This window comes from Haemophilus haemolyticus (genome assembly GCF_003490595.1).
Lineage (GTDB): Bacteria > Pseudomonadota > Gammaproteobacteria > Enterobacterales > Pasteurellaceae > Haemophilus > Haemophilus haemolyticus_L.
This window is the reverse complement of sequence record NZ_QQGY01000008.1, coordinates 68525-88998: the sequence shown is the minus strand read 5'-3', so window position 1 is coordinate 88998 and position 20474 is coordinate 68525. Positions and strand designations below refer to the sequence as shown.

Below are 20474 nucleotides of genomic sequence, written 5' to 3'. Positions count from 1 at the left end.
GGCGAAAAATGACCGCACTTTATTACACTTATTATCCTTCACCAGTCGGACGGCTTTTGATTTTATCTGATGGTGAAAGTATTACACATATTGATTTTGAAAAAGAGCAATATGCGCCTAATCCAAAATGGCACAAGCAAGATGAATTGCCTATTTTTCAAAAAGTGCGGTTGGCTTTTGAACGATATTTTAATGGGGAAGTTGAGCTCTTTGCAGATATTCCTTTAAAGCCAGAAGGCACAGCGTTTCAACAAGCCATTTGGCAAGCCTTGCGAGAAATTGATTATGGAGAACTTTCAACTTATGGAGAACTGGCGTTACGGATTAATAATCCTAAAGCTGTTCGTGCCGTGGGAGGCGCGGTAGGCAGTAATCCGATTAGTATTATTATTCCTTGTCACCGCATTTTAGGCAAAGATCGTACTTTAACTGGTTTTGGTGGTGGCTTAGAGGCAAAACGTTTTTTATTGCAGTTAGAGAAAATTCCCTATATTGATAAAGGCACTGAAAATACTAAGCCTCGCTTTTTTAAGAAATATCACGAATGATTCCACAAACCCTTGAACAATTGCTTTCCCAAGCGCAATCAATTGCAGGCTTAACTTTTGGAGAGTTAGCTAATGAACTGCATATTCCTGTCCCGATTGATTTAAAACGTGATAAAGGCTGGGTAGGCATGTTATTAGAGCGTGCTTTAGGCGCAACGGCAGGGAGTAAAGCTGAACAGGATTTTTCTCATTTAGGTGTTGAACTTAAAACGTTACCGATTAATGCCGAGGGGTATCCTCTTGAAACCACCTTTGTGAGCCTTGCCCCGTTGGTACAAAATTCAGGGGTTAAATGGGAAAATTCCCATGTTCGTCATAAACTTTCTTGTGTACTTTGGATGCCGATTGAAGGCAGCCGTCATATTCCATTACGTGAACGCCATATCGGCGCGCCAATTTTATGGAAGCCAACCGCTGAGCAAGAACGTCAATTAAAACAAGATTGGGAAGAATTGATGGATTTAATTGTACTTGGCAAATTGGATCAAATTACCGCTCGAATTGGGGAAGTGATGCAACTTCGCCCGAAGGGTGCAAATAGTCGTGCTGTGACAAAAGGGATAGGAAAAAATGGCGAAATTATAGATACCTTGCCTTTGGGTTTTTATCTAAGAAAAGAATTCACCGCTCAAATTTTGAAAGCGTTTTTAGATGTAAAGCCGCTTTAACTTGATTTTAAAACACGGAAAAAACCTACCGCACTTTTTAGCTCATTGCCATAAAAAATTAAAGGAATCCGATTTCGTTCCCAAGGTGGTACGCTTAATTCTTGCCAGATTTTTTTTATATCTTCTCTTGGTCGTTTCGGATGATGTTTAACTTTGCCCGAATAGCCAAAGCGGATAGAAATAGGCAAGTCCGTTTTGTCTAGTGTAATAGAGTAATCCTGCCAGTAGAAAATCAGATTATGTTCATTTTCTTGAACAGTGAGATTGCCTAAATCATCAGGTAAACTTAACGTGTTTTGTTCTAATTTTAGGCAGTATTTGGTTAGATCAGAAAACGGCTTAGTTAAATATAGACAATCCTGATAACGTCGAATGACTTTATTTACAAACTGAAATTGAGGATTTGCATCTTCCCTTGCTAAAACAACATCATTAATAAGTTGTGTAAGTTGACGTTTACTTGGCATTTCAAGTTGGTTTTCGGCAAGCCACATACGCAAAAGTGCGGTTTGTTTTGCAGGTGAATATTGGCGGAACTGACACAGTTTAAATTGGTTTTTAATTTGACAATGTTGTGCAAAAATTTCACTCAGTAAATCATTAATTAATTGTTGCTGTTCAAAACAATGTTGTGCGGAACGTTGCACGACTAAATCAAAATGAGCCCAGCGCTCACGTAATTTTGGCAAAATTTCATTGCGCAAGAAATTACGATCGTATCGGTTATCCTCATTACTTTCATCTGTAATCCAGTTGAGATTTTCTTTTTGCGCATAATCTTCTAACTGTGAGCGAGTAAAACCTAACAAAGGACGTAAAATTGGCATGCCGAATAATACACTTTGTTGTTGCATGGCGCCTAAGCCTTGTAGTCCACTACCACGTTTTAGGGCTAAGAAAAAGGTTTCAGTTTGATCGTTTAGATGATGCGCTGTAACCAGCATTTCTTGTGTTTGAAGATGTTTTTTTATGGCTTGATAGCGTGCTTCACGCGCCCCAGCCTCAATGCCATTGGTTTTATCTACTTGTACTCGCTCGATAATCAACGGAATTTGAAATTGATCGCATAAATCTTGGCAATGTTGAACCCAACTCTCTGCATTGGGGCTTAATCCATGATGAATGTGGATTGCTCGAGCTGATAAAGTCTGTAAGTGCGGTTGTTTTTGACAGAGTTTTGCAAATAAAGAAAGAAGTACAGTGGAATCTAAACCACCACTCAAGGCAATAAGAAATCCTTGAGCAGAGGTTTTTTTGAGTTGTTTTTCAATGTCTGAAAGTAAATCCATTAGGCAACTTTTTCAGCTTTATAGTTGCTGCTTGGATTGAGAATTTCAAAACGTGCGGCAATGGTTTGTAATTCGTAAGAACCCAGTTCAAAGGTGGTTTTCATTACGCCTGCTACTTCATTATTCATAGCTTCAAAGGCTTCTACATCAGATTTTCCATTGAGTAAATTTGCTAAGAATGTACCCGCGATTAAATCGCCCACGCCCACTGGTTCAAAGTTGAATTGATAAAGCGGACGGCTTAAATGCCAAACACCCTCTGGGGTTGCCATAATAATTTCAAATGTATCAGGATCGTTAATTTTACCTGCACTGCCTAAATGTTTAACAAGGACTTTCTTCACACCTTTTTCAATCAGCGCATTCACCGCTTTTAATACATCATCAAAGGTATTAATTGGGAATTCGGTTAGCTGACGCAATTCGTGTAAGTTTGGTGTCATAATATCTGCCACTTGAATGGCTTTTTCAATAAGCGCTTCGCGAACACCATTGGCAACCACGCAGATTTTTTTCGGATGTGGCATCACTGGGTCACATAAATAAAGTGCATTTGGATTACGCAGTTTGATTTGTTCTAAGGCAAAAAGAATTTGATCAACTTGTTCCGCAGAACCTAAATAACCAGATAACAAGGCATCACATTCTTGTAGTTTTTCAATGTTATTGAGTCCGGTCACAATTTCTCGGATTTGTTCTTGTGGGATTACCATGCCTGTCCATTTTCCATATTGGGTGTGATTAGAAAATTGAACGGTATTTAATGCCCATACATCGACGCCTAATAACTGCATTGGAAAAGTCGCAGATTTGTTACCCGCAAAACCATAGACCACGTGGGATTGGATTGAAAGTACGTTTTTCATTGTGTTTTCTCCTTTGTTGTATATTTAGATCAAAAAAGAGCGGCAAAAATCACCGCTCTTTTAGAATGTTAGTTAGCAATAACCGTAAGACATTAAACGTTCATAGCGTCTATTTAATAATTCTTCTTTGCTTAGCCCGTCAAGTTCTGATAAATCTTCTTTTAAGCGAAGTTTTAAGTTTTCAGCCATTTCTAGATAATTACGATGTGCGCCACCTAAAGGTTCTTGCACAATGCTATCGATAAGATTTAATTCTTTTAAACGGCTTGCGGTTAATCCCATTACTTCTGCTGCTGTTGATGCTTTTTCTGCACTTTTCCAAAGAATAGAAGCACAGCCTTCTGGAGAAATAACAGAATAAGTTGAATACTGTAACATATTCACTTTATCGCCCACACCAATAGCTAATGCACCGCCCGAACCGCCTTCACCGATAACGGTACAAATAACAGGAACGGTAAGTTGAGCCATTTCGCGTAAGTTGCGAGCGATAGCTTCCGCTTGACCGCGTTCTTCTGCGCCGATACCAGGATAAGCTCCTGGGGTATCAATAAATGTGATAATTGGCAATTTAAAGCGTTCAGCCATTTCCATTAAACGTAACGCTTTACGATAGCCTTCAGGTGCGGGCATACCAAAATTGCGTTGTACTTTTTCTTTTACGGAACGACCTTTTTGATGACCAATCACCATCACTGGGCGACCATCTAAGCGTGCAAGACCGCCGACGATCGCTTTATCATTAGCAAATGCGCGATCACCTGCAAGTTCTTCAAATTCAGTAAAAATATGTTCGATATAATCTAGTGTATAAGGGCGGTTTGGATGACGCGCCATACGTGAAACTTGCCAAGCATCGAGGTTAGCAAAGGTTTTTTTAGTGAGTTCATTGCTTTTCTTTTGTAAGCGTTTGATTTCATCAGTTAAATCAACTTTATCATCCGATGCTGCTCGTAATGCTTCAATTTTTGCTTCTAATTCTGCAATCGGCAATTCAAAATCTAAATATTCTTGGTTCATTTTGTTATCCTAAAAAGACCGTAAAAATTGACCGCACTTTATCAAGAATTAAACTGTGGCGCAAATGGTTTTCACTGGTTGGGCAAGCTTATAATCGCTCTTTTTTGAAGAGTGATAAGACAAATAAAAACGCTGAACAAATCACAACGGAAGGCCCTGCAGCGGTATCATAAAAGGCTGATAATATTAACCCACCTATAATCGATAACATACTTACTACAATCGCCCAGCCCACCATAGATTCTGGCGTTCTCGCAAAGCGGCGGGCGGTTGCCGCAGGGATTATTAATAAGGATGTGATAATTAATGCCCCGACAAATTTCATACTCAAGGCAATAGTCAATGCGGTTAATATCATCAAAATAAAACGCATTTTTTTGATATTAATGCCTTCAACTTGCGCGAGTTCTGGCGATACGGTGGTGGAAAGTAAGGATTGCCAAAAGTAAATTAATGTTGAAAGCACAATTATTACGCCAATCCCAATATAAATTAAATCGGTATAATTAATTGCGAGCAAATCCCCAAATAAGTAACTCATCAAATCTACCCGTACATTATGTAGTAATCCTACTGTCACAACCCCGAGAGATAAACAGCTGTGGGCGATAATGCCGAGTAAGGTATCAATAGAAAATTGCGTGTTGCTTTCTAACCACACCATTGCGATAGCAAGAATTAAGGTAAGCACCACAATCGCAATGTAAGGATTGACTTGTAAGAAAATACCTAACGCTACGCCGAGCAAGGCAGAGTGAGAAAGGGTGTCGCCAAAATAAGCCATTTTCCGCCACACCACAAATACGCCAAGTGGCGCAGTAATAAGCGAAAGCAAAATGCCTGTTAAAAGGGCAGGAAATAAAATTTCAAACATTATTTATCCTTATTTTGACAATGCACTGCTGATGAATTACAACCGCACACATCGCCGTGCAAGGTGTGATGATGATTGTGATGATGGGTATAAAATCCAACATTTTGTGCGATCTGATTTCCCCATAAACGCATAAATGTTGGATCATTTGACAGAACATCGGGCGTACCTGCACAACAAATATGTTGGTTAATACACAATACTTCTTTGCTGTCTGCCATCACAATGTGTAAATCGTGCGATACCATCAATACGGCACAATTTAATTTTTGTTGGGTTTGATGAATGAGCTGATAAAGCTCTGCTTGTCCAGTAATGTCTACGCCTTGAGTGGGTTCGTCTAGCACAAGTAAATTTGGTTTATTTAAAATTGCACGCGCCAATAATACGCGTTGCATTTCACCGCCAGACAGTTTTTGCATATTATTTTTGCGTAAATGTGAAATCGAAAGTTGCTCAAGTGCGGTAGATATTTCTTGTGTTTTAAGGCCTTTTTTTAGCGAAAGGAATCGCTCAACCGTAATAGGCAAACTATGATCCAAATGGATTTTCTGTGGAACATAGCCAATGCGAACATTTTTACTGTAAATGACTTCGCCAGAAGTGGGAGTTTGTAGTTTTAATAAGGTTTTTAATAACGTTGATTTTCCGCCACCATTTGGCCCCACAATAGTGATAATAGAATTCGGATAGATATTTAAATTAATATCTTGCAGAGCGGTTTTTTGTGCGAAAACCACATTGATATTTTTTAATTGAATGAGCGGTTGTAAGTTTTGCTCGTTGCGAATGGCTGTGATATTCATAAAATCGCCGTGTTTTCAACAATGGTTGGGGAAAATAACGCATTTTTATAGAATTCTCAAGATTTTCTACCCAATGTCGAATATTTAAGCATTTGAATAATGCTTTTTCCATAGGAATGAATTTTCTTTATAATCTGTAGTCTGAATGCTGAAAACTTTTTTATTTTAGGGATGCCAGTGCAACACGTAAAATTAGCTCGAGATAGACGAAAAAAACGCGCATATATAAAAGTAGGCGTGTTTTTTGTTGCTATTCTGCTTATTTTGACAGGCATTTTACTTACAATAAAAGACAAATCTGAAGAAAATCCCGTATTCTCTACCGCAGACAGTGGGGAATATCACGCATTAAATACATCGCCAAGTAAAACTCCAGTAAATTCTACCGCACTTCAACCTGACGAAAATGCCACCTCTTATGATGATGAGCTACAAGCAAAAGATGACGAAGTTGATGAAATAAAACCACCTACGGATGACTTCGATACTTTGCCTCAACACGCACAAGATGCGCTCAATGGCGTATTGGATGCTGCCGATCAAGCTATAAGAATCACTGATCAATTTAGCTATACGGTGACCGAAGGGGACACCTTAAAAGATGTTTTGGCTCAGTCTGGCTTGGATGATTTAACAGTACAACAGTTGCTCGCGCTAGATCCTGATTTAGCCCACTTAAAAGCGGGTCAGCAGTTTTATTGGATTTTAGATAAAAGTGACAACTTAGAATATTTGAATTGGCTGGTATCTGAAAAAGAAGAACGGGTTTATGAACGTGCTGAAGATGGGCAATTTAAACGCCAAGTTATTGAAAAGAAAAGTATTTGGAGAAAAGAAGTATTAAAAGGCGAAATTAATGGTTCTTTTTCGGCGAGTTTAAAAGCACAGGGTTTAGATAATCGCCAAATTAGCCAATTAACCACCGCTCTTCAATGGCAGGTAAGCATACAGAAATTGAAAAAAGGAACTCAATTTGCCATTTTAGTTTCTCGTGAATATTTAGGCGATAAACTCACTGGTCAGGGTAATGTTGAGGCGTTACGTATTTCATCTGGCGGTAAAAACTATTATGCAGTGCAAGCTGCAAATGGTCGTTATTACAATCAGCAAGGAGAAACCTTAGGCAAAGGTTTTGCTCGTTATCCATTGCAACGCCAAGCGCGCGTTTCTTCCCCTTTTAATCCAAATCGTCGTCACCCAGTAACAGGACGTGTTCGTCCACATAAAGGTGTGGATTTCTCTGTTTCTCAAGGTACACCGATTATCGCTCCAGCAGATGGCGTAGTTGAAAAAGTCGCATATCAGGCTGGCGGTGCTGGGCGTTATGTTGTATTGCGTCACGGGCGTGAATATCAGACTGTTTATATGCATTTGAGCAAACCCTTAGTAAAAGCAGGGCAAATAGTTAAAAAAGGCGAACGTATTGCGCTTTCTGGTAACACGGGCATTTCTACGGGGCCGCATTTACATTATGAATTTCATATTAACGGTCGGGCAGTTAATCCTCTTACCGTAAAATTACCGGGTACTAGCAGCGGTATGAGTTCAGCTGAACGTAAACAATTCCTTGTTCGTGCACGTGAAGCAGAGCGAATGCTAAAATTATAATCATATAAAGTGCGGTTAAATACGACCGCATTTTCATTCCCTAATGTGTAAAATAATATTTACACCTTGATGTAAAAAAACTATCATAATCCAATCTTATTTTCCCTACATTTCTGATATATGACCAGTTTCCAATTTAATCCACAAAATCCTTTCGATTGTTTTATTGTGCAAAGTGAATCCATGAAAAGTACAGTAGAAAATGCGAAACGTTTTGCTATGTTTGATGCGCCTTTGTTAATTCAAGGCGAAACAGGGACTGGAAAAGATTTGTTGGCAAAAGCCTGCCATTATCAGAGTTTACGTCGTGATAAAAAATTTATCGCAGTAAACTGTGCAGGTTTGCCTGATGAAGATGCGGAAAGTGAAATGTTTGGTAGAAAAGTTGGAGACAGTGAAACCATCGGTTTTTTTGAATACGCGAATGAGGGAACCGTATTGCTAGATGGCATCGCAGAACTTTCATTGGCTTTGCAGGCTAAATTATTGCGTTTTTTAACAGATGGATCTTTCCGTCGAGTGGGTGAAGAGAAGGAGCATCATGCAAACGTGCGAGTGATTTGCACATCACAGGTTTCACTCCATTTGCTTGTTGAGCAAGGTAAAGTTCGTGCTGATTTGTTTCATCGTTTAAATGTTCTCACTATTAATGTGCCACCATTACGTGATCGCATGGTAGATATTGAGCCGCTGGCACAAGGGTTTTTACAGGAAATCAGTGAAGAATTAAAAATTGCAAAACCAACTTTCGATAAAGATTTTCTTCTTTATTTGCAGAAATATGATTGGAAAGGGAATGTTCGTGAGCTTTATAACACTCTTTATCGTGCCTGCTCTCTGGTACAAGATAATCATTTAACTATCGAAAGTTTAAATCTTGCTCCGCCACAAAGTGCGGTGATTTCTTTGGATGAATTTGAAAATAAAACCTTAGATGAAATCATTGGTTCTTATGAGGCACAAGTCCTAAAATTATTTTATGCAGAATACCCAAGCACGAGAAAATTAGCTCAACGTTTAGGCGTTTCCCATACTGCGATTGCGAATAAATTGAAACAATATGGGATTGGAAAATAATTTTCTATAAATTAGGCATTGTCAGATTGTATTTTAATATCCGCTAACTTAGAAAATTGCTTACATAACTTTAACCACATAATTTTATCAATCTGTACGTCTAACAAGAATTCGCCTTGTTCAGAAATTTGTTCGTGACGTACACAATCAAGATGATAAAAAGTATGGCGAAGTTTGCCTTCGTGAGGTTGTAAAATTAAAGAAAGAGAAAGTATCTCGTTTTTTAACCGCACTTTAATGGCTTCAAACAATAAATGAATACCCAGATTATCTTGCGCGGAGAGGTAGACTGCAACAGGCTGATTTTCATTATTGTATTCGATATGCGGCGTAACATTTTCCAACAAATCAATTTTGTTATATACCAATAGAACAGGCACTTGTCCTGCACCAATTTCTTCTAGCACATCATTGACCGCATCGATATTTTCTTGTTTTCTCGAGTCAGCGGCATCGATGACATGGAGTAATAAGCTCGCTTCTACCGTTTCTTGTAAAGTCGATTTAAAGGCTGAAACCAGATCATGGGGAAGCTGTCGAACAAATCCTACTGTATCCGCTAAAATTGCTGTACCTACATCTTGAATCTGTAATTTTCGTAAAGTTGGATCTAATGTTGCAAAAAGCTGATCTGCGGCATAAACCTCTGCATTGGTTAAACGATTAAATAAGGTTGATTTCCCTGCATTGGTATAGCCAACAAGTGAAATCGTTGGAATGTCTGCTTTTTGGCGTGTTTGGCGATTTTGATTACGCTGTTTCTCCACTTTTGCCAAGCGATTTTGTAATTGAGAAATGCGCACTTTAATCAAGCGACGATCCGTTTCTAATTGAGTTTCACCTGGCCCACGTAATCCTACCACCCCTTTTTGTTGATCTAATCCTGTTTTGCGACGAACTAATCGAGTGGATAAGTGTTTTAGTTGCGCAAGCTCAACCTGTAATTTTCCCTCATGAGAACGCGCTCGTTGGGCGAAAATATCTAAAATGACGCCAGTGCGATCGACCACTCGACAATGACATAAACTTTCTAGGTTACGTGTTTGTGCTGGGGTTAATTGATGGTTAAAAAGCACAACATCCGCATTATGTGATTGCACTGCATCTGCAATTTCTTGAGCTTTTCCCTCACCTACAAAATATTTAGCTTGAGGAGTGCTACGGCTTGTAGTGATAGTATCTAATACATCTACATTGGCAGAATCAGCGAGTAGCAAAAACTCTTGTAGATCATCAGTGTTTTTATCTTGTGCAAAGAAAACGTGAACCACGATGGCGGTGTCACGCGTTTTTTCAGATTGTTGGGATGAAGAAAGTGCGGTTGAAATTTCCAGAGAATTTTCAACCGCACTTAATAAATATTGATTATCCATTGATGGAGCTGTGATTATTCTGTTTGAGTTTCCACGCTTTCAACGGCTTCAGTTGTTGCTACATGATGGCTGCTATTGTGATGAGAAACAGAGCGTGCAGGCACAACAGTTGAAATTGCGTGTTTATATACCATCTGGTTCACAGTGTTTTTTAATAAAATCACGAATTGATCGAATGATTCAATTTGACCTTGAAGTTTGATTCCGTTTACAAGGTAGATTGATACAGGAATGCGTTCGCGACGAAGCGCATTTAAATAAGGATCTTGTAAAGATTGTCCTTTTGCCATTTTGCTATCCTTTGTTGTCGTTATTATGAAATTTTGATGATAGAAACGAGTTGTCTCCGCGCGCAAGTGTAGCAATAAACACAAATGTTGTCTATTTGCTTTCCCGTAACTTTTGCAAAATTGCTTTCATTTTATGATCTAGTGGTGCATTGAAACGTAGTGTTTCACCATTTTTAGGATGCTCAAACCGAATTGAAAAGGCATGTAAGAACAAACGATTCAATCCCAATTCACTCATTTGTTTATCAAAATCTTTATCACCGTATTTATCATCCCATGCAATGGGATGTCCTGCATATTGTGTGTGTACACGAATTTGATGAGTTCTCCCCGTGACTGGTGAAGCCTTCACGAGCGTAGCATTTGTATAGCGTTCTTCAATGCTAAATCGGGTTTCAGATGGTTTGCCTTGCTCGCTGACACGCACAATGCGCTCTCCACTGGATAATTCATTTTTCAAAAGCGGTGCTTGAACAACTTTTACATGGGATTGCCATTGCCCACGTACTAACGCTAAATAATCTTTCTGAACAGTTTTGACGCGAAGTTGTTCATGCAAATTACGTAATGCTGAACGTTTTTTCGCAATTAACAAAATGCCTGATGTATCGCGATCCAAACGATGAACCAGTTCTAAAAAGCGTGCTTCTGGACGCAATGCCCGCAAGGCTTCAATCACACCAAAATTTAAACCACTCCCGCCATGCACAGCGATTCCTGAAGGTTTATTTAAAACAATTAAACAATCATCTTCAAACAAAATTTGATTTTCAAGCGCGGCGACTTTATTGAGATTTTTTGAAATCGACGCATCGTTTTTTTCAGCCACACGTACTGGTGGAATGCGAACAATATCACCTGTTTGCAACTTATACTCTGGCTTAATCCGGCCTTTATTTACCCGCACTTCGCCTTTACGCACAATACGATAAATTAAACTTTTAGGCACACCTTTGAGTTTTGCTAATAAATAATTATCGATACGTTGGCCGCTTTCATCTTCACTAATTGTCAGCATTTTTACTGATGAATTAATGATTTTTTCGTTTTGTTCTGTCATCTTTTTTCCTTTTGAAAATTGGCGAGAATCATATCACAAAGGCACTCTTAACGTAACTCCATGAACGTAATATTCACCTTGCTAATTAATCATTTTCTATGGATAATAGAGCGTCTTTTTGCGCCTAAGAATTTGCGTAAAAAAGGATAAGTTTTGTTGGTGAAAACTCAATGCGGCAATCGGCATAAGACATTGATAATCAACATTTTTCTTAAAATAAATTAGCCGCTTGCACGCGTGCGGAATATCGCGTTGTTTTATAAGGCAAACGTTTATGCTTAATAACGTTATCAATGCACCCAGCAACATACAGTCGTGAGATTGACTGGCGCGAGAAACACGAGGTCGATAACGAAGCAAAGTGCGGTTTATTTTGAGGTCTTTTAAAATATTTAATAAGAGAATTGACAATGAAAAGAATGTTAATTAATGCGACTCAAAAAGAAGAGTTGCGTGTAGCGCTTGTTGACGGACAGCGCTTATTTGACTTGGATATTGAAAGCCCAGGACATGAGCAAAAAAAAGCGAACATCTACAAAGGGAAAATTACTCGCGTTGAGCCAAGCTTAGAAGCGGCTTTTGTAGATTATGGTGCAGAACGTCATGGTTTTTTGCCATTAAAAGAAATTGCTCGTGAATATTTTCCCGATGATTATGTTTTCCAAGGTCGTCCGAATATTCGCGATATCTTGAGCGAAGGCCAAGAAGTTATCGTTCAAGTTAATAAAGAAGAACGCGGAAACAAAGGCGCAGCCTTAACCACTTTCGTTTCTCTTGCGGGGAGTTATTTGGTCATTATGCCAAATAATCCGCGTGCTGGTGGGATCTCTCGTCGTATCGAAGGGGATGAGCGCACTGAATTAAAAGAGGCATTAAGTTCATTAGATGTGCCTGAAGGCGTGGGGTTGATTGTTCGTACTGCTGGTGTGGGTAAATCTCCAGAAGAGTTGCAGTGGGACTTAAAAGTTTTACTTCACCATTGGGAAGCGATTAAACAAGCCTCTCAAAATCGTCCAGCACCGTTCTTGATTCATCAAGAAAGTGATGTAATTGTTCGTGCTATTCGTGATTATTTGCGCCGTGATATTGGTGAGATCCTTATTGATAGCCCGAAAGTGTTTGAAAAAGCAAAAGAGCATATCAAACTTGTTCGCCCTGATTTCATCAATCGCGTGAAACTTTATCAGGGCGAAGTACCTCTTTTCAGCCACTATCAGATCGAATCTCAAATCGAGTCAGCATTCCAACGTGAAGTGCGTTTACCTTCTGGTGGTTCAATCGTTATTGATGTAACTGAAGCTTTAACTGCTATTGATATTAACTCCGCGCGTTCTACTCGTGGTGGTGATATTGAAGAAACGGCATTAAATACTAACCTTGAAGCGGCAGATGAAATTGCGCGTCAATTACGTTTGCGTGACTTAGGTGGTTTAGTTGTTATCGATTTCATTGATATGACGCCAGTTCGTCACCAACGAGAAGTGGAAAATCGTATTCGTGATGCCGTTCGTCAAGATCGTGCTCGTATTCAAATTAGCCGCATTTCTCGTTTCGGTTTGTTAGAAATGTCACGTCAGCGTTTAAGTCCTTCATTAGGTGAGTCTTCACATCACATTTGTCCTCGTTGTCAAGGAACAGGTAAAGTGCGTGATAATGAATCTCTTTCCTTATCTATCTTGCGTTTAATCGAGGAAGAAGCGTTAAAAGAAAACACCAAGCAAGTGCATACGATTGTACCAGTACAAATTGCTTCTTATCTTCTTAACGAAAAACGTAAAGCAATAAGCAATATTGAAAAACGTCACAATGTAGATGTCATTGTTGCGCCAAATGAAGCAATGGAAACACCGCACTTTAGCGTTTTCCGCTTACGCGATGGCGAAGAAGTAAATGAATTAAGCTATAACTTAGCGAAAATTCACTGTGAGAAAGATGAAAGCACCGAGGAATCTCTTGTTTCTCGTAATGTGGAAACAACCGTTGTTGCTGAACAACCTGCAGTTGAAAGTGCGGCAGTGGCGCTTTCTATTTCTGAAGCAGCCCCGACTCCAGTTGAGCGTAAATCGAATGAACCGTCTTTGTTAGCGAAAATTATTGCGAAAATTAAAGGTTTATTTGCTTCTGAATCCGAAGAAAATAAACCAAAAAATAACCGCACTTCGCGCAATTCTAATCGTAATCAACGTCGTCCACAGGATCGCCGTACTTCTCGTCGAGCACGTTCTGAAAATAACGAAACGGAAAGAACCGAAGAGCAAGTTCGTAATATCCGCGAGCGTAATCAACGCCGTCCTCGCCGTAACTTAGTGGAAGAAAGTATCGCTGAAAGTGCGGTAAATTCTACACCGGTTTTTGAGGCTCAGGATGAAAAAACTGAGCAAGTGACTCAACGCCGTCAACGTCGTGATTTACGTAAACGCGTGCGCGTTGAAGATAATGAGATGGCTGTTGAAAATAACGAAAGCATTGTTGAACAAATGCCAGAAGTGGATGTCATCGAAGTTCAAACCGTTCAAGATGATGAAAAACCAGTTCGTCAAAACCAAGAACGTTCTGAACGTCAAGATCGTCAACGTCGCACTCCACGTCATTTACGTGCAGCGAATAATCAACGTCGTCGCCGTAATCAAGAGCCAAAATCGCCAATGCCATTATTTGCTGCAGTGGCTTCACCTGAATTGGCAAGTGGAAAAGCTTGGGTGGACTATTCAACAGTGAACATTCCGAAAGAAAATAATTTCTTATCTGTGGATGAATTGCTCGAGCAAGAGAAAACTAAAAAAGGTTTTATCACGCCAGCAATGGGGATTGTGGTTGAAGAAAAATCTCTTGAAGTAAAACCAGCATTAGATTTTATTACTCAGCCAGCTAATGAATCTGTACAGAAAAAAGTACAAGAATCTTTAGATCGTTTAAATTCTCATAAACCTCAAGAAACCGTTGAGTCTATTGAAGCAACGATTGCTGTAAATGAGCCTGAAACTGTAAATAAACCAGCCTTTGTTCGTACTTATGAGTTTAATGGACGTTTAGGTACTATTTCTTCAGTTAGTCATACAAAAGCAGAGATGACTTTGGCGAAAGCAAGTGATGAAATGCCAGAACCTTTCCCAATTACTGAATGGCAAGATTCTCGCTATTATTTTTACGGTAAAGGGGCAGCAGGGCATCATTGTGCGATTAGCCATGTATATTCTGAGCCTACCCGAGCAAAATCAGAGTAATCTAAAATAAAAAATTAGAATTGGCGTGATGTTTATTACGTCAATTCTTTTTATTTTTGGAGTGCAGTAAAAATAATCACTTGATAAAAACGAGATGATTTCTGCTTGACGGTCTTTCTCAAAAAACGTATTATGCGTGCGCATTAAATCACGGAGGAATGGTCGAGTGGTTGAAGGCACCGGTCTTGAAAACCGGCGAGGGTTTACGCCCTCCTAGGGTTCGAATCCCTATTCCTCCGCCATCAACTTTTCAAAGTTAACTAATTCGAGAGAATTAGTTTTTTTATTTCTCATCATCTATTTTCCGTGTTTTCACGGTTTTCCATTTCTTCTTTAAACACCAAATATTCTTCTAAAAGATCTATTGCCTCTTGGCATTTTTGCTGGCGTTTTTTATAGCTTTCCGCAAGTTGCGTATAACGTATTTTCTCATCATTATTTTTTTCTGCTTGCGCTAAATCTTTATGTTGTTGATAAAGCTTATTCAAGCGTTCTAATGCTTCATAGTATTTTTCCAACCGTTCTCTTGGCGGTAATTTATGAATGCTATGTTGAGATTTTTGAATGGTTTGTTTCGTTGTTGTTTGGGGAGCTGTTAGGTGAGTATTCTTGCGAGTTAGGGCTTCTGAAAGAACGTAACATTGGGCGAGTAAACGCTCTGCTAGAAAATTATAGTGATTAAGATCGTTAGATTCTAATGCCTTTATTCTATCTAGCGTTTGATTAATTTCCTTTAGATAAAAGGCAACAGTTTGTCCGTTTTCACTAAATAAAGTGCGGTCAAATTTGGCGAAGATTTTTTCTTCTTGTGGCAAGTTGCTCTGATAAAGTTGTTGAACTTTTTGATCTAAGCGTTGGATAAGTTGTTGAACAGTCATAAAAAATCCCCCAATTCGGGGGATTATAATCGTTAAAGGTACATTGCTGCAATCCAGCCAAACGCTAATAATGGAATATTGTAGTGTAGGAAGGTAGGTACAACAGAGTCCCAAATGTGGTCGTGTTTACCATCCATATTTAAACCTGATGTTGGACCTAAAGTGGAGTCAGATGCAGGGGAGCCAGCGTCTCCTAATGCAGCCGCAACACCAACGATTGAAACAGTGGCTAATGGAGAGAAACCAAAAGATAAACAAAGTGGCACGTAGATAGAAGCAATGATTGGTACAGTTGAGAATGATGAACCAATTCCCATTGTAATCAACAATCCGACCAGTAACATTAAGAATGCGGCCAAACCTTTACTTTGAATCGCGCCATTACTTAAGCTTTGAACTAAATCTGTTACGCCCGTTGTGGCATTAATCACATTAGCGAAACCGGATGCCGCAATCATAACAAATCCAATCATAGCCATTAAACGTAAACCTTGTTGGAAGATATCGTTACTTTCTTTCAGTTTGAAAATGCCACATAGCGCGAAAATAATTAAGCCAATTAAACCACCAATGATCGTTGAACTTGTGACTAATTGTGTCGCGAAGGTCGCGACAATGGCGATTAAACTTGCAGTAATTTGTGTTGGTTTTATGTTTGCGATGTGTGCTTCAATTTCTTTTGTGGTTGGCTCTTGAATAGTTACATCATATTCTCTTGGTTTGCGATAAGTGATGAATATTGCGGTGAGCAACCCTAAAATCATACCAATTACAGGCAATAACATCGCGAGGGATACTTGAGCCACATTTGTTTGTAAACCTAGAGCAGCCCCAGCTTGATTGATATTTTTTACCAAAATACTTTCGATAAAGATTTTGCCAAAGCCGACAGGAAGTAACATATAAGTTGCGGTTAAGCCAAATGTAAGTACGCAGGTTACAGCGCGACGGTCTATTTTTAGACGATTAAAAATAGAAAGTAACGGCGGCACGACAATCGGAATAAAAGCAATGTGTACAGGAAGTAAGTTCTGTGAAGAAATGGCGAATAATACCAATACACCAAAAATTAAATATTTAAACCAGGTTAAATTGCTGGAACTTGGTGTTTTATTCATTTTAGTGATGATCTTATAGGCAATTAAATCGGTAATACCTGATTTAGAAATCGCAATCGCGAATGCACCAAGCATTGCGTAGTTCATCGCGACTTCTGCGCCGCCACCTAAACCTCCAGTGAAGGTTTCAATTGTTTTGCTTAAACCTAGACCGCCACAGACTCCAGCAGTGAGTGCGGCAATAACTAACGCAATAATCACGTTAATACGTAGCAAACTTAGTGCGAGTAAAACGATAATCGAAATAACAACGGGATTTGTTAACATTGTATTTTTCCTTGTGAATTATTAAATGGTGAATACTTTACTTTAAAATTTTTGATTGTCGAATAAATAATGATGATGTCGTTGCATTGATGACTCCTGTGTTGTAATAAAACAAAACCCCTCGAAAGTTGCCTTCCGAGGGGTAAGATTTTTATTATCCTGTCAGCTCGGAAGAAATCTTCCAAGCACACCAAAAACCTGAAAGATTATTCAGTTGAATGGTGATGATGGTGACGACGGATAATGTTCATTTTTTATCTCCAAATAAGAATTGCTTTTAAACTACTGGAAAAATAAAACTATTGCAACCACTTTTTTATTTTTCTTAAAGTGCGGTCTCTTTTTCAGTTGTTTTTTCCTGTTCTAGTTCAGAAGCAATATGTGGGAAGCCACCTAAATCTTTTAAATGATTGACCATATAACAGAATAATTCCGCCGTGCGTTCGGTGTCGTATAACGCAGAGTGCGCTTGCTTCCCATCAAACGGGATTTTAGCGGCAAGACAGGCCTTAACGAGAACAGTCTGACCAAACATTAAGCCTGCTAAACTTGCCGTGTCAAACATGCCAAAAGGGTGGAAGGGATTACGCTTTACACCGGTACGTTCAGCGGCAGCCATCACAAAACTTTGGTCAAAAGCTGCATTGTGCGCCACAATGATAGAACGTTGGCAATCTGCATCTTTTTGTCCTCGACGTACCATTTGAAATAATCCCGTGATTGCATCGAGTTCAGACACCGCACCACGTAATGGATTGTGAATATCAATGCCATTAAATTTCAAGGATTCTGGATTAATATTTGCGCCTTCAAAAGGCTCGATATGAAAATGGCATTTCTGATCAGGATGCAAATAACCGTTTTCATCCATTTTTAATGTGATGGCAGCCAGTTCGAGTAATGCATCTTTTTTTGCATCAAAACCTGCTGTTTCAACATCAATAATGACGGGGAAATAGCCACGAAAGCGATTTTTTAATTGGTTGTGATAAGGGATTTCTTGAGAATCGGACATAATCTATCTCTTAAAAATAAAATAACGTAGGAATCCCTACGTTATTAAAAATACAATAAAAATGGACCGCACTTTAGTTGCCTAAACCAGATTTAGTGCTTTTATTTTCGATAAATTCAATTTTATAGCCATCTGGATCTTCAACAAAAGCAATGACGGTTGAGCCACCTTTAACTGGCCCTGCTTCGCGAGTAACGTTACCACCGCTTGCACGAACGGCTTCACAAGTCGCATAAATATCATCCACGCCGATAGCGATATGTCCATATGCAGTGCCATGTTCATATTTATCTACGCCCCAGTTGTATGTTAATTCAATTTCTGCTGCACTTTCGCCATCTTCGTAACCTAAAAAAGCCAGCGTATATTTGTATTCTGGGTTTTCACTGGTGCGTAATAAACGCATACCTAAAACATCTTGATAAAATTTGATTGAACGATCTAAATCGCCCACGCGTAACATAGTGTGTAAAATTCGCATTGGTTTAATCCTTTTTTAGTTGAGTTGAGCGAATTATGTCATAAGTAAAATAAAAAATCAGAATTATCTATTTTGTCCAATCTTGCCACTGAAGATCTGTAATACGCTGAAACTCTTTTACATTATGTGTTATAAGAACAGCATTTAAACTCAAAGCGTGGCAAGCAATCCATAGGTCATTATTTCCGATAGGTCGCCCTTGTTTTTTGAGTGTATTTGCCCATTTGCCATAATGTAAACAGATTTGTTTATTGGGATATAGTACATTCACTCGTTCAGTAAGTAATTCTATTGCTCGTATTGATTGCTCATAATTTTGACTACCAAACGCGCCTTTAATAAGTTCAGCATAAGTAATAAAGCTCATAACTAAGCGATCATTAGGCAATAATTGTGATACTCGTTCGGCAACAATTTTGGGGCGATTTTTCATTAAATAAATAATGATATTGGTGTCTAACATATAAATCATAAATTTTCTCGCTCCTGAGGCGGTAAATCATCACGCGCTTCAAGTGCTTGAATAAAGGTCTCATCAAATCCTTCAAATAACGCAAGAAAATCATCTGTTTTTTTAGAAACTGGGCGTAATACCACATCCCCATTTTCCTTTCGGAAAATTTCTACGGTATCGACGTCAAAACGAAAGTCCATCGGGATCCGAACAGCTTGGCTGTTACCACTTTGAAACACTTTAGCAAGCATATTTACCCTCTTGTATATACTATATGTTTAATAAGTATATACTAATCATTTCGATTGCTGTATGCAAGCAAGAAGATAAAATTACTGTTGTTTTATTTAATCGCAATCATCGAGCCAAAATTAAAGCATTGGAACCACAGTTCCACTTGAGAAAATCCAACATTTTTTAACCGCACTTTGTGTGTCTCGATAGAATCTGTACGCATCACATTTTCAAGTGCGGTGCGTTTTTGGCTAACTTCAAGTTCACTATAGCCGTTGGCACGTTTGAATTGGTGATGCAAATCAATAAGCAAATTATCAACGTTGGTATCTTCAAAACGGAATTTTTCCGATAACACGAGTACGCCATTGGGGTTTAAACCTTCATAGATTTTTGTAAGCAATGCGATGCGATCTTCAGGCGGTAAAAATTGTAAGGTGAAGTTGAGAATGACCATTGAGGCATTTTTAATTTCAACGTGACGAATATCGTCACAGAGAATTTCTACAGGTACCTCACTATGATATGCCGCAATATGTTGGCGACAACGTTCAACCATAGGTTGAGAATTATCGATACCAATAATTTTTACGTTGGGTTGATGAATATTTCGACGAGCTGAAAGTGTGGCAGCACCTCGTGAGCAACCAAGATCATAAACGTTACTATCAGCCGTGACGAAACGTTCTGCCAGCATACCGATTGCAGTAATAATGTTGGAATAGCCAGGTACGGAGCGTTGAATCATATCTGGAAAAACTTCAGCAACGTTTTCATCGAAGGTAAAATCGCCGAGTTTTTCAATTGGAGTAGAAAAAATAGTATCTTTCATGGTTTACCTTGTGTGGAGTATGTGTGCTTTTCACTTTTCCACACCCTACGAATTAGAAAATATTTAAAAAGTGCGGTCATTTTAAGGAAAGTTTTCAAGAGGTCAAATAAATTTCCGTTTAAGATTTAAAAGACTCGCCTTTTTCCGTATAGCTAAAAATAAGATATTTAATACAGAAAAATAAATGAGATATTTTTCAATAGGCACAAATGTTATTTATAGTATTGTTCAAAAAATGTGAAAATACTACATTATCCATTTTATTTCTGTTAGAATTAATTCTCTTTAATAATTTTCATTGATATTAAGGAGAAAATTTTATGAAAATATTGAAAGCAAGCAAGCAAGCAAGCAAGCAAGCAAGCAAGCAAGCAAGCAAGCAAGCAAGCAAGCAAGCAAGAATTTTAACCTAAATACATTCAGTTTATTAGTTTTTTCTGTATTTTTTAGTCCATCTATTTTTGCCAATACCTCAATACTTGAAGAACAAGC

General features: G+C 38.7%; 20 protein-coding genes, 1 tRNA gene and 1 other annotated feature. Of the genes, 6 read left to right on the top strand and 15 right to left on the bottom strand.

The window, feature by feature from the left end:
* Positions 1-8 precede the first annotated feature (8 nt).
* Positions 9-548: a methylated-DNA--[protein]-cysteine S-methyltransferase gene (locus tag DV415_RS07640; protein WP_192879110.1), complete on the top strand. Its 540-nt coding sequence runs from the start codon at positions 9-11 to the stop codon at positions 546-548.
* On the top strand, positions 545-1216 hold the full coding sequence (gene mutH, locus DV415_RS07635) for a DNA mismatch repair endonuclease MutH (RefSeq protein WP_118790814.1): 672 nt from the start codon (positions 545-547) through the stop codon (positions 1214-1216). The genes DV415_RS07640 and mutH overlap by 4 nt, the downstream gene beginning before the upstream one ends.
* On the opposite strand, the gene tilS is transcribed toward mutH, so the two are convergent.
* The 5 genes from tilS to znuC form a co-directional block, all read right to left on the bottom strand.
* Positions 1213-2505 carry a tRNA lysidine(34) synthetase TilS gene (tilS, locus tag DV415_RS07630; RefSeq protein WP_118776313.1) on the bottom strand — a complete coding sequence of 431 codons (1293 nt, stop codon included), beginning with the start codon at positions 2503-2505 and terminating at the stop codon, positions 1213-1215. The two genes, mutH and tilS, sit on opposite strands and share 4 nt — an antisense overlap.
* Entirely contained in the window at positions 2505-3371 is an 867-nt protein-coding gene (gene pdxY, locus DV415_RS07625) for a pyridoxal kinase (protein ID WP_118776312.1), read from the bottom strand. The genes tilS and pdxY overlap by 1 nt, the downstream gene beginning before the upstream one ends.
* A gap of 72 nt (positions 3372-3443) precedes the next feature.
* Positions 3444-4391, bottom strand: a complete 948-nt coding sequence (gene accA, locus DV415_RS07620; RefSeq protein WP_118776311.1) for an acetyl-CoA carboxylase carboxyl transferase subunit alpha — start codon at positions 4389-4391, stop codon at positions 3444-3446.
* A gap of 88 nt (positions 4392-4479) precedes the next feature.
* Positions 4480-5265: a zinc ABC transporter permease subunit ZnuB gene (gene znuB, locus DV415_RS07615; RefSeq protein ID WP_118776310.1), complete on the bottom strand. Its 786-nt coding sequence runs from the start codon at positions 5263-5265 to the stop codon at positions 4480-4482.
* Entirely contained in the window at positions 5265-6071 is an 807-nt protein-coding gene (gene znuC, locus DV415_RS07610) for a zinc ABC transporter ATP-binding protein ZnuC (RefSeq protein WP_118790813.1), read from the bottom strand. The genes znuB and znuC overlap by 1 nt, the downstream gene beginning before the upstream one ends.
* 177 nt (positions 6072-6248) lie before the next feature.
* Between znuC and mepM the strand changes: the two genes are divergently transcribed.
* Positions 6249-7679 carry a murein DD-endopeptidase MepM gene (gene mepM / locus DV415_RS07605; RefSeq protein WP_479682616.1) on the top strand — a complete coding sequence of 477 codons (1431 nt, stop codon included), beginning with the start codon at positions 6249-6251 and terminating at the stop codon, positions 7677-7679.
* 120 nt (positions 7680-7799) lie between these two features.
* A complete protein-coding gene (locus DV415_RS07600) occupies positions 7800-8756 on the top strand; it encodes a sigma 54-interacting transcriptional regulator (RefSeq protein WP_118790811.1) in 957 nt (318 codons plus the stop codon).
* A gap of 11 nt (positions 8757-8767) precedes the next feature.
* Here the strand turns inward: DV415_RS07600 and hflX are convergent, their stop codons facing one another.
* The 3 genes from hflX to rluC form a co-directional block, all read right to left on the bottom strand.
* Positions 8768-10129, bottom strand: a complete 1362-nt coding sequence (hflX, locus tag DV415_RS07595; protein WP_118790810.1) for a ribosome rescue GTPase HflX — start codon at positions 10127-10129, stop codon at positions 8768-8770.
* A 14-nt stretch (positions 10130-10143) separates the two neighbouring features.
* Positions 10144-10419: an RNA chaperone Hfq gene (gene hfq, locus DV415_RS07590; protein WP_005628557.1), complete on the bottom strand. Its 276-nt coding sequence runs from the start codon at positions 10417-10419 to the stop codon at positions 10144-10146.
* Positions 10420-10510: 91 nt separating this feature from the next.
* Positions 10511-11479 (bottom strand): 23S rRNA pseudouridine(955/2504/2580) synthase RluC, encoded by a 969-nt coding sequence (gene rluC / locus DV415_RS07585; protein WP_118790809.1) that lies wholly within the window; start codon positions 11477-11479, stop codon positions 10511-10513.
* Between the two features lie 410 nt (positions 11480-11889).
* Here rluC and rne point away from each other — a divergent pair, with 410 nt between their 5' ends.
* Together rne and DV415_RS07575 are read left to right on the top strand one after the other, a co-directional pair.
* Positions 11890-14703: a ribonuclease E gene (rne, locus tag DV415_RS07580; RefSeq protein ID WP_118790808.1), complete on the top strand. Its 2814-nt coding sequence runs from the start codon at positions 11890-11892 to the stop codon at positions 14701-14703.
* Between the two features lie 152 nt (positions 14704-14855).
* Positions 14856-14945 (top strand) — tRNA-Ser (locus DV415_RS07575).
* 51 nt (positions 14946-14996) lie between these two features.
* Here the strand turns inward: DV415_RS07575 and priC are convergent.
* From priC to cmoA, 7 genes are all read right to left on the bottom strand, one after another.
* The gene (gene priC / locus DV415_RS07570; protein ID WP_118790807.1) at positions 14997-15581 is read right to left on the bottom strand and encodes a primosomal replication protein PriC; all 585 of its coding nucleotides are present in this window, start codon (positions 15579-15581) and stop codon (positions 14997-14999) included.
* Positions 15582-15613: 32 nt separating this feature from the next.
* Positions 15614-16966 carry a Na+/H+ antiporter family protein gene (locus tag DV415_RS07565; RefSeq protein ID WP_118790806.1) on the bottom strand — a complete coding sequence of 451 codons (1353 nt, stop codon included), beginning with the start codon at positions 16964-16966 and terminating at the stop codon, positions 15614-15616.
* A 109-nt stretch (positions 16967-17075) separates the two neighbouring features.
* Positions 17076-17197: a sequence feature (His leader region), on the bottom strand.
* Positions 17198-17291: 94 nt separating this feature from the next.
* The gene (gene rnt, locus DV415_RS07560; protein WP_114891609.1) at positions 17292-17981 is read right to left on the bottom strand and encodes a ribonuclease T; all 690 of its coding nucleotides are present in this window, start codon (positions 17979-17981) and stop codon (positions 17292-17294) included.
* 73 nt (positions 17982-18054) lie between these two features.
* Entirely contained in the window at positions 18055-18462 is a 408-nt protein-coding gene (gene gloA / locus DV415_RS07555; protein WP_005628548.1) for a lactoylglutathione lyase, read from the bottom strand.
* A gap of 67 nt (positions 18463-18529) precedes the next feature.
* Positions 18530-18934: a type II toxin-antitoxin system VapC family toxin gene (locus DV415_RS07550; RefSeq protein WP_105888649.1), complete on the bottom strand. Its 405-nt coding sequence runs from the start codon at positions 18932-18934 to the stop codon at positions 18530-18532.
* On the bottom strand, positions 18931-19167 hold the full coding sequence (locus tag DV415_RS07545; protein WP_005656316.1) for an antitoxin: 237 nt from the start codon (positions 19165-19167) through the stop codon (positions 18931-18933). Before DV415_RS07545 ends, DV415_RS07550 begins: the two co-directional genes overlap by 4 nt.
* 92 nt (positions 19168-19259) lie before the next feature.
* Positions 19260-19982: a carboxy-S-adenosyl-L-methionine synthase CmoA gene (gene cmoA / locus DV415_RS07540; protein WP_118790805.1), complete on the bottom strand. Its 723-nt coding sequence runs from the start codon at positions 19980-19982 to the stop codon at positions 19260-19262.
* Positions 19983-20474: the final 492 nt, after the last annotated feature.

What these genes read in the sequence shown, in the direction of transcription:
- rnt (WP_114891609.1), bottom strand. Translation starts at nt 17,981, where the DNA reads ATGTCCGATTCTCAAGAAATCCCTTATCACAACCAATTAAAAAATCGC.
- DV415_RS07550 (WP_105888649.1), bottom strand. Translation starts at nt 18,934, where the DNA reads ATGATTTATATGTTAGACACCAATATCATTATTTATTTAATGAAAAAT.
- znuC (WP_118790813.1), bottom strand. Translation starts at nt 6,071, where the DNA reads ATGAATATCACAGCCATTCGCAACGAGCAAAACTTACAACCGCTCATT.
- DV415_RS07600 (WP_118790811.1), top strand. Translation starts at nt 7,800, where the DNA reads ATGACCAGTTTCCAATTTAATCCACAAAATCCTTTCGATTGTTTTATT.
- DV415_RS07640 (WP_192879110.1), top strand. Translation starts at nt 9, where the DNA reads ATGACCGCACTTTATTACACTTATTATCCTTCACCAGTCGGACGGCTT.
- hfq (WP_005628557.1), bottom strand. Translation starts at nt 10,419, where the DNA reads ATGGCAAAAGGACAATCTTTACAAGATCCTTATTTAAATGCGCTTCGT.
- rluC (WP_118790809.1), bottom strand. Translation starts at nt 11,479, where the DNA reads ATGACAGAACAAAACGAAAAAATCATTAATTCATCAGTAAAAATGCTG.
- tilS (WP_118776313.1), bottom strand. Translation starts at nt 2,505, where the DNA reads ATGGATTTACTTTCAGACATTGAAAAACAACTCAAAAAAACCTCTGCT.
- rne (WP_118790808.1), top strand. Translation starts at nt 11,890, where the DNA reads ATGAAAAGAATGTTAATTAATGCGACTCAAAAAGAAGAGTTGCGTGTA.
- mutH (WP_118790814.1), top strand. Translation starts at nt 545, where the DNA reads ATGATTCCACAAACCCTTGAACAATTGCTTTCCCAAGCGCAATCAATT.
- cmoA (WP_118790805.1), bottom strand. Translation starts at nt 19,982, where the DNA reads ATGAAAGATACTATTTTTTCTACTCCAATTGAAAAACTCGGCGATTTT.
- priC (WP_118790807.1), bottom strand. Translation starts at nt 15,581, where the DNA reads ATGACTGTTCAACAACTTATCCAACGCTTAGATCAAAAAGTTCAACAA.
- hflX (WP_118790810.1), bottom strand. Translation starts at nt 10,129, where the DNA reads ATGGATAATCAATATTTATTAAGTGCGGTTGAAAATTCTCTGGAAATT.
- gloA (WP_005628548.1), bottom strand. Translation starts at nt 18,462, where the DNA reads ATGCGAATTTTACACACTATGTTACGCGTGGGCGATTTAGATCGTTCA.
- DV415_RS07545 (WP_005656316.1), bottom strand. Translation starts at nt 19,167, where the DNA reads ATGCTTGCTAAAGTGTTTCAAAGTGGTAACAGCCAAGCTGTTCGGATC.
- znuB (WP_118776310.1), bottom strand. Translation starts at nt 5,265, where the DNA reads ATGTTTGAAATTTTATTTCCTGCCCTTTTAACAGGCATTTTGCTTTCG.
- DV415_RS07565 (WP_118790806.1), bottom strand. Translation starts at nt 16,966, where the DNA reads ATGTTAACAAATCCCGTTGTTATTTCGATTATCGTTTTACTCGCACTA.
- accA (WP_118776311.1), bottom strand. Translation starts at nt 4,391, where the DNA reads ATGAACCAAGAATATTTAGATTTTGAATTGCCGATTGCAGAATTAGAA.
- pdxY (WP_118776312.1), bottom strand. Translation starts at nt 3,371, where the DNA reads ATGAAAAACGTACTTTCAATCCAATCCCACGTGGTCTATGGTTTTGCG.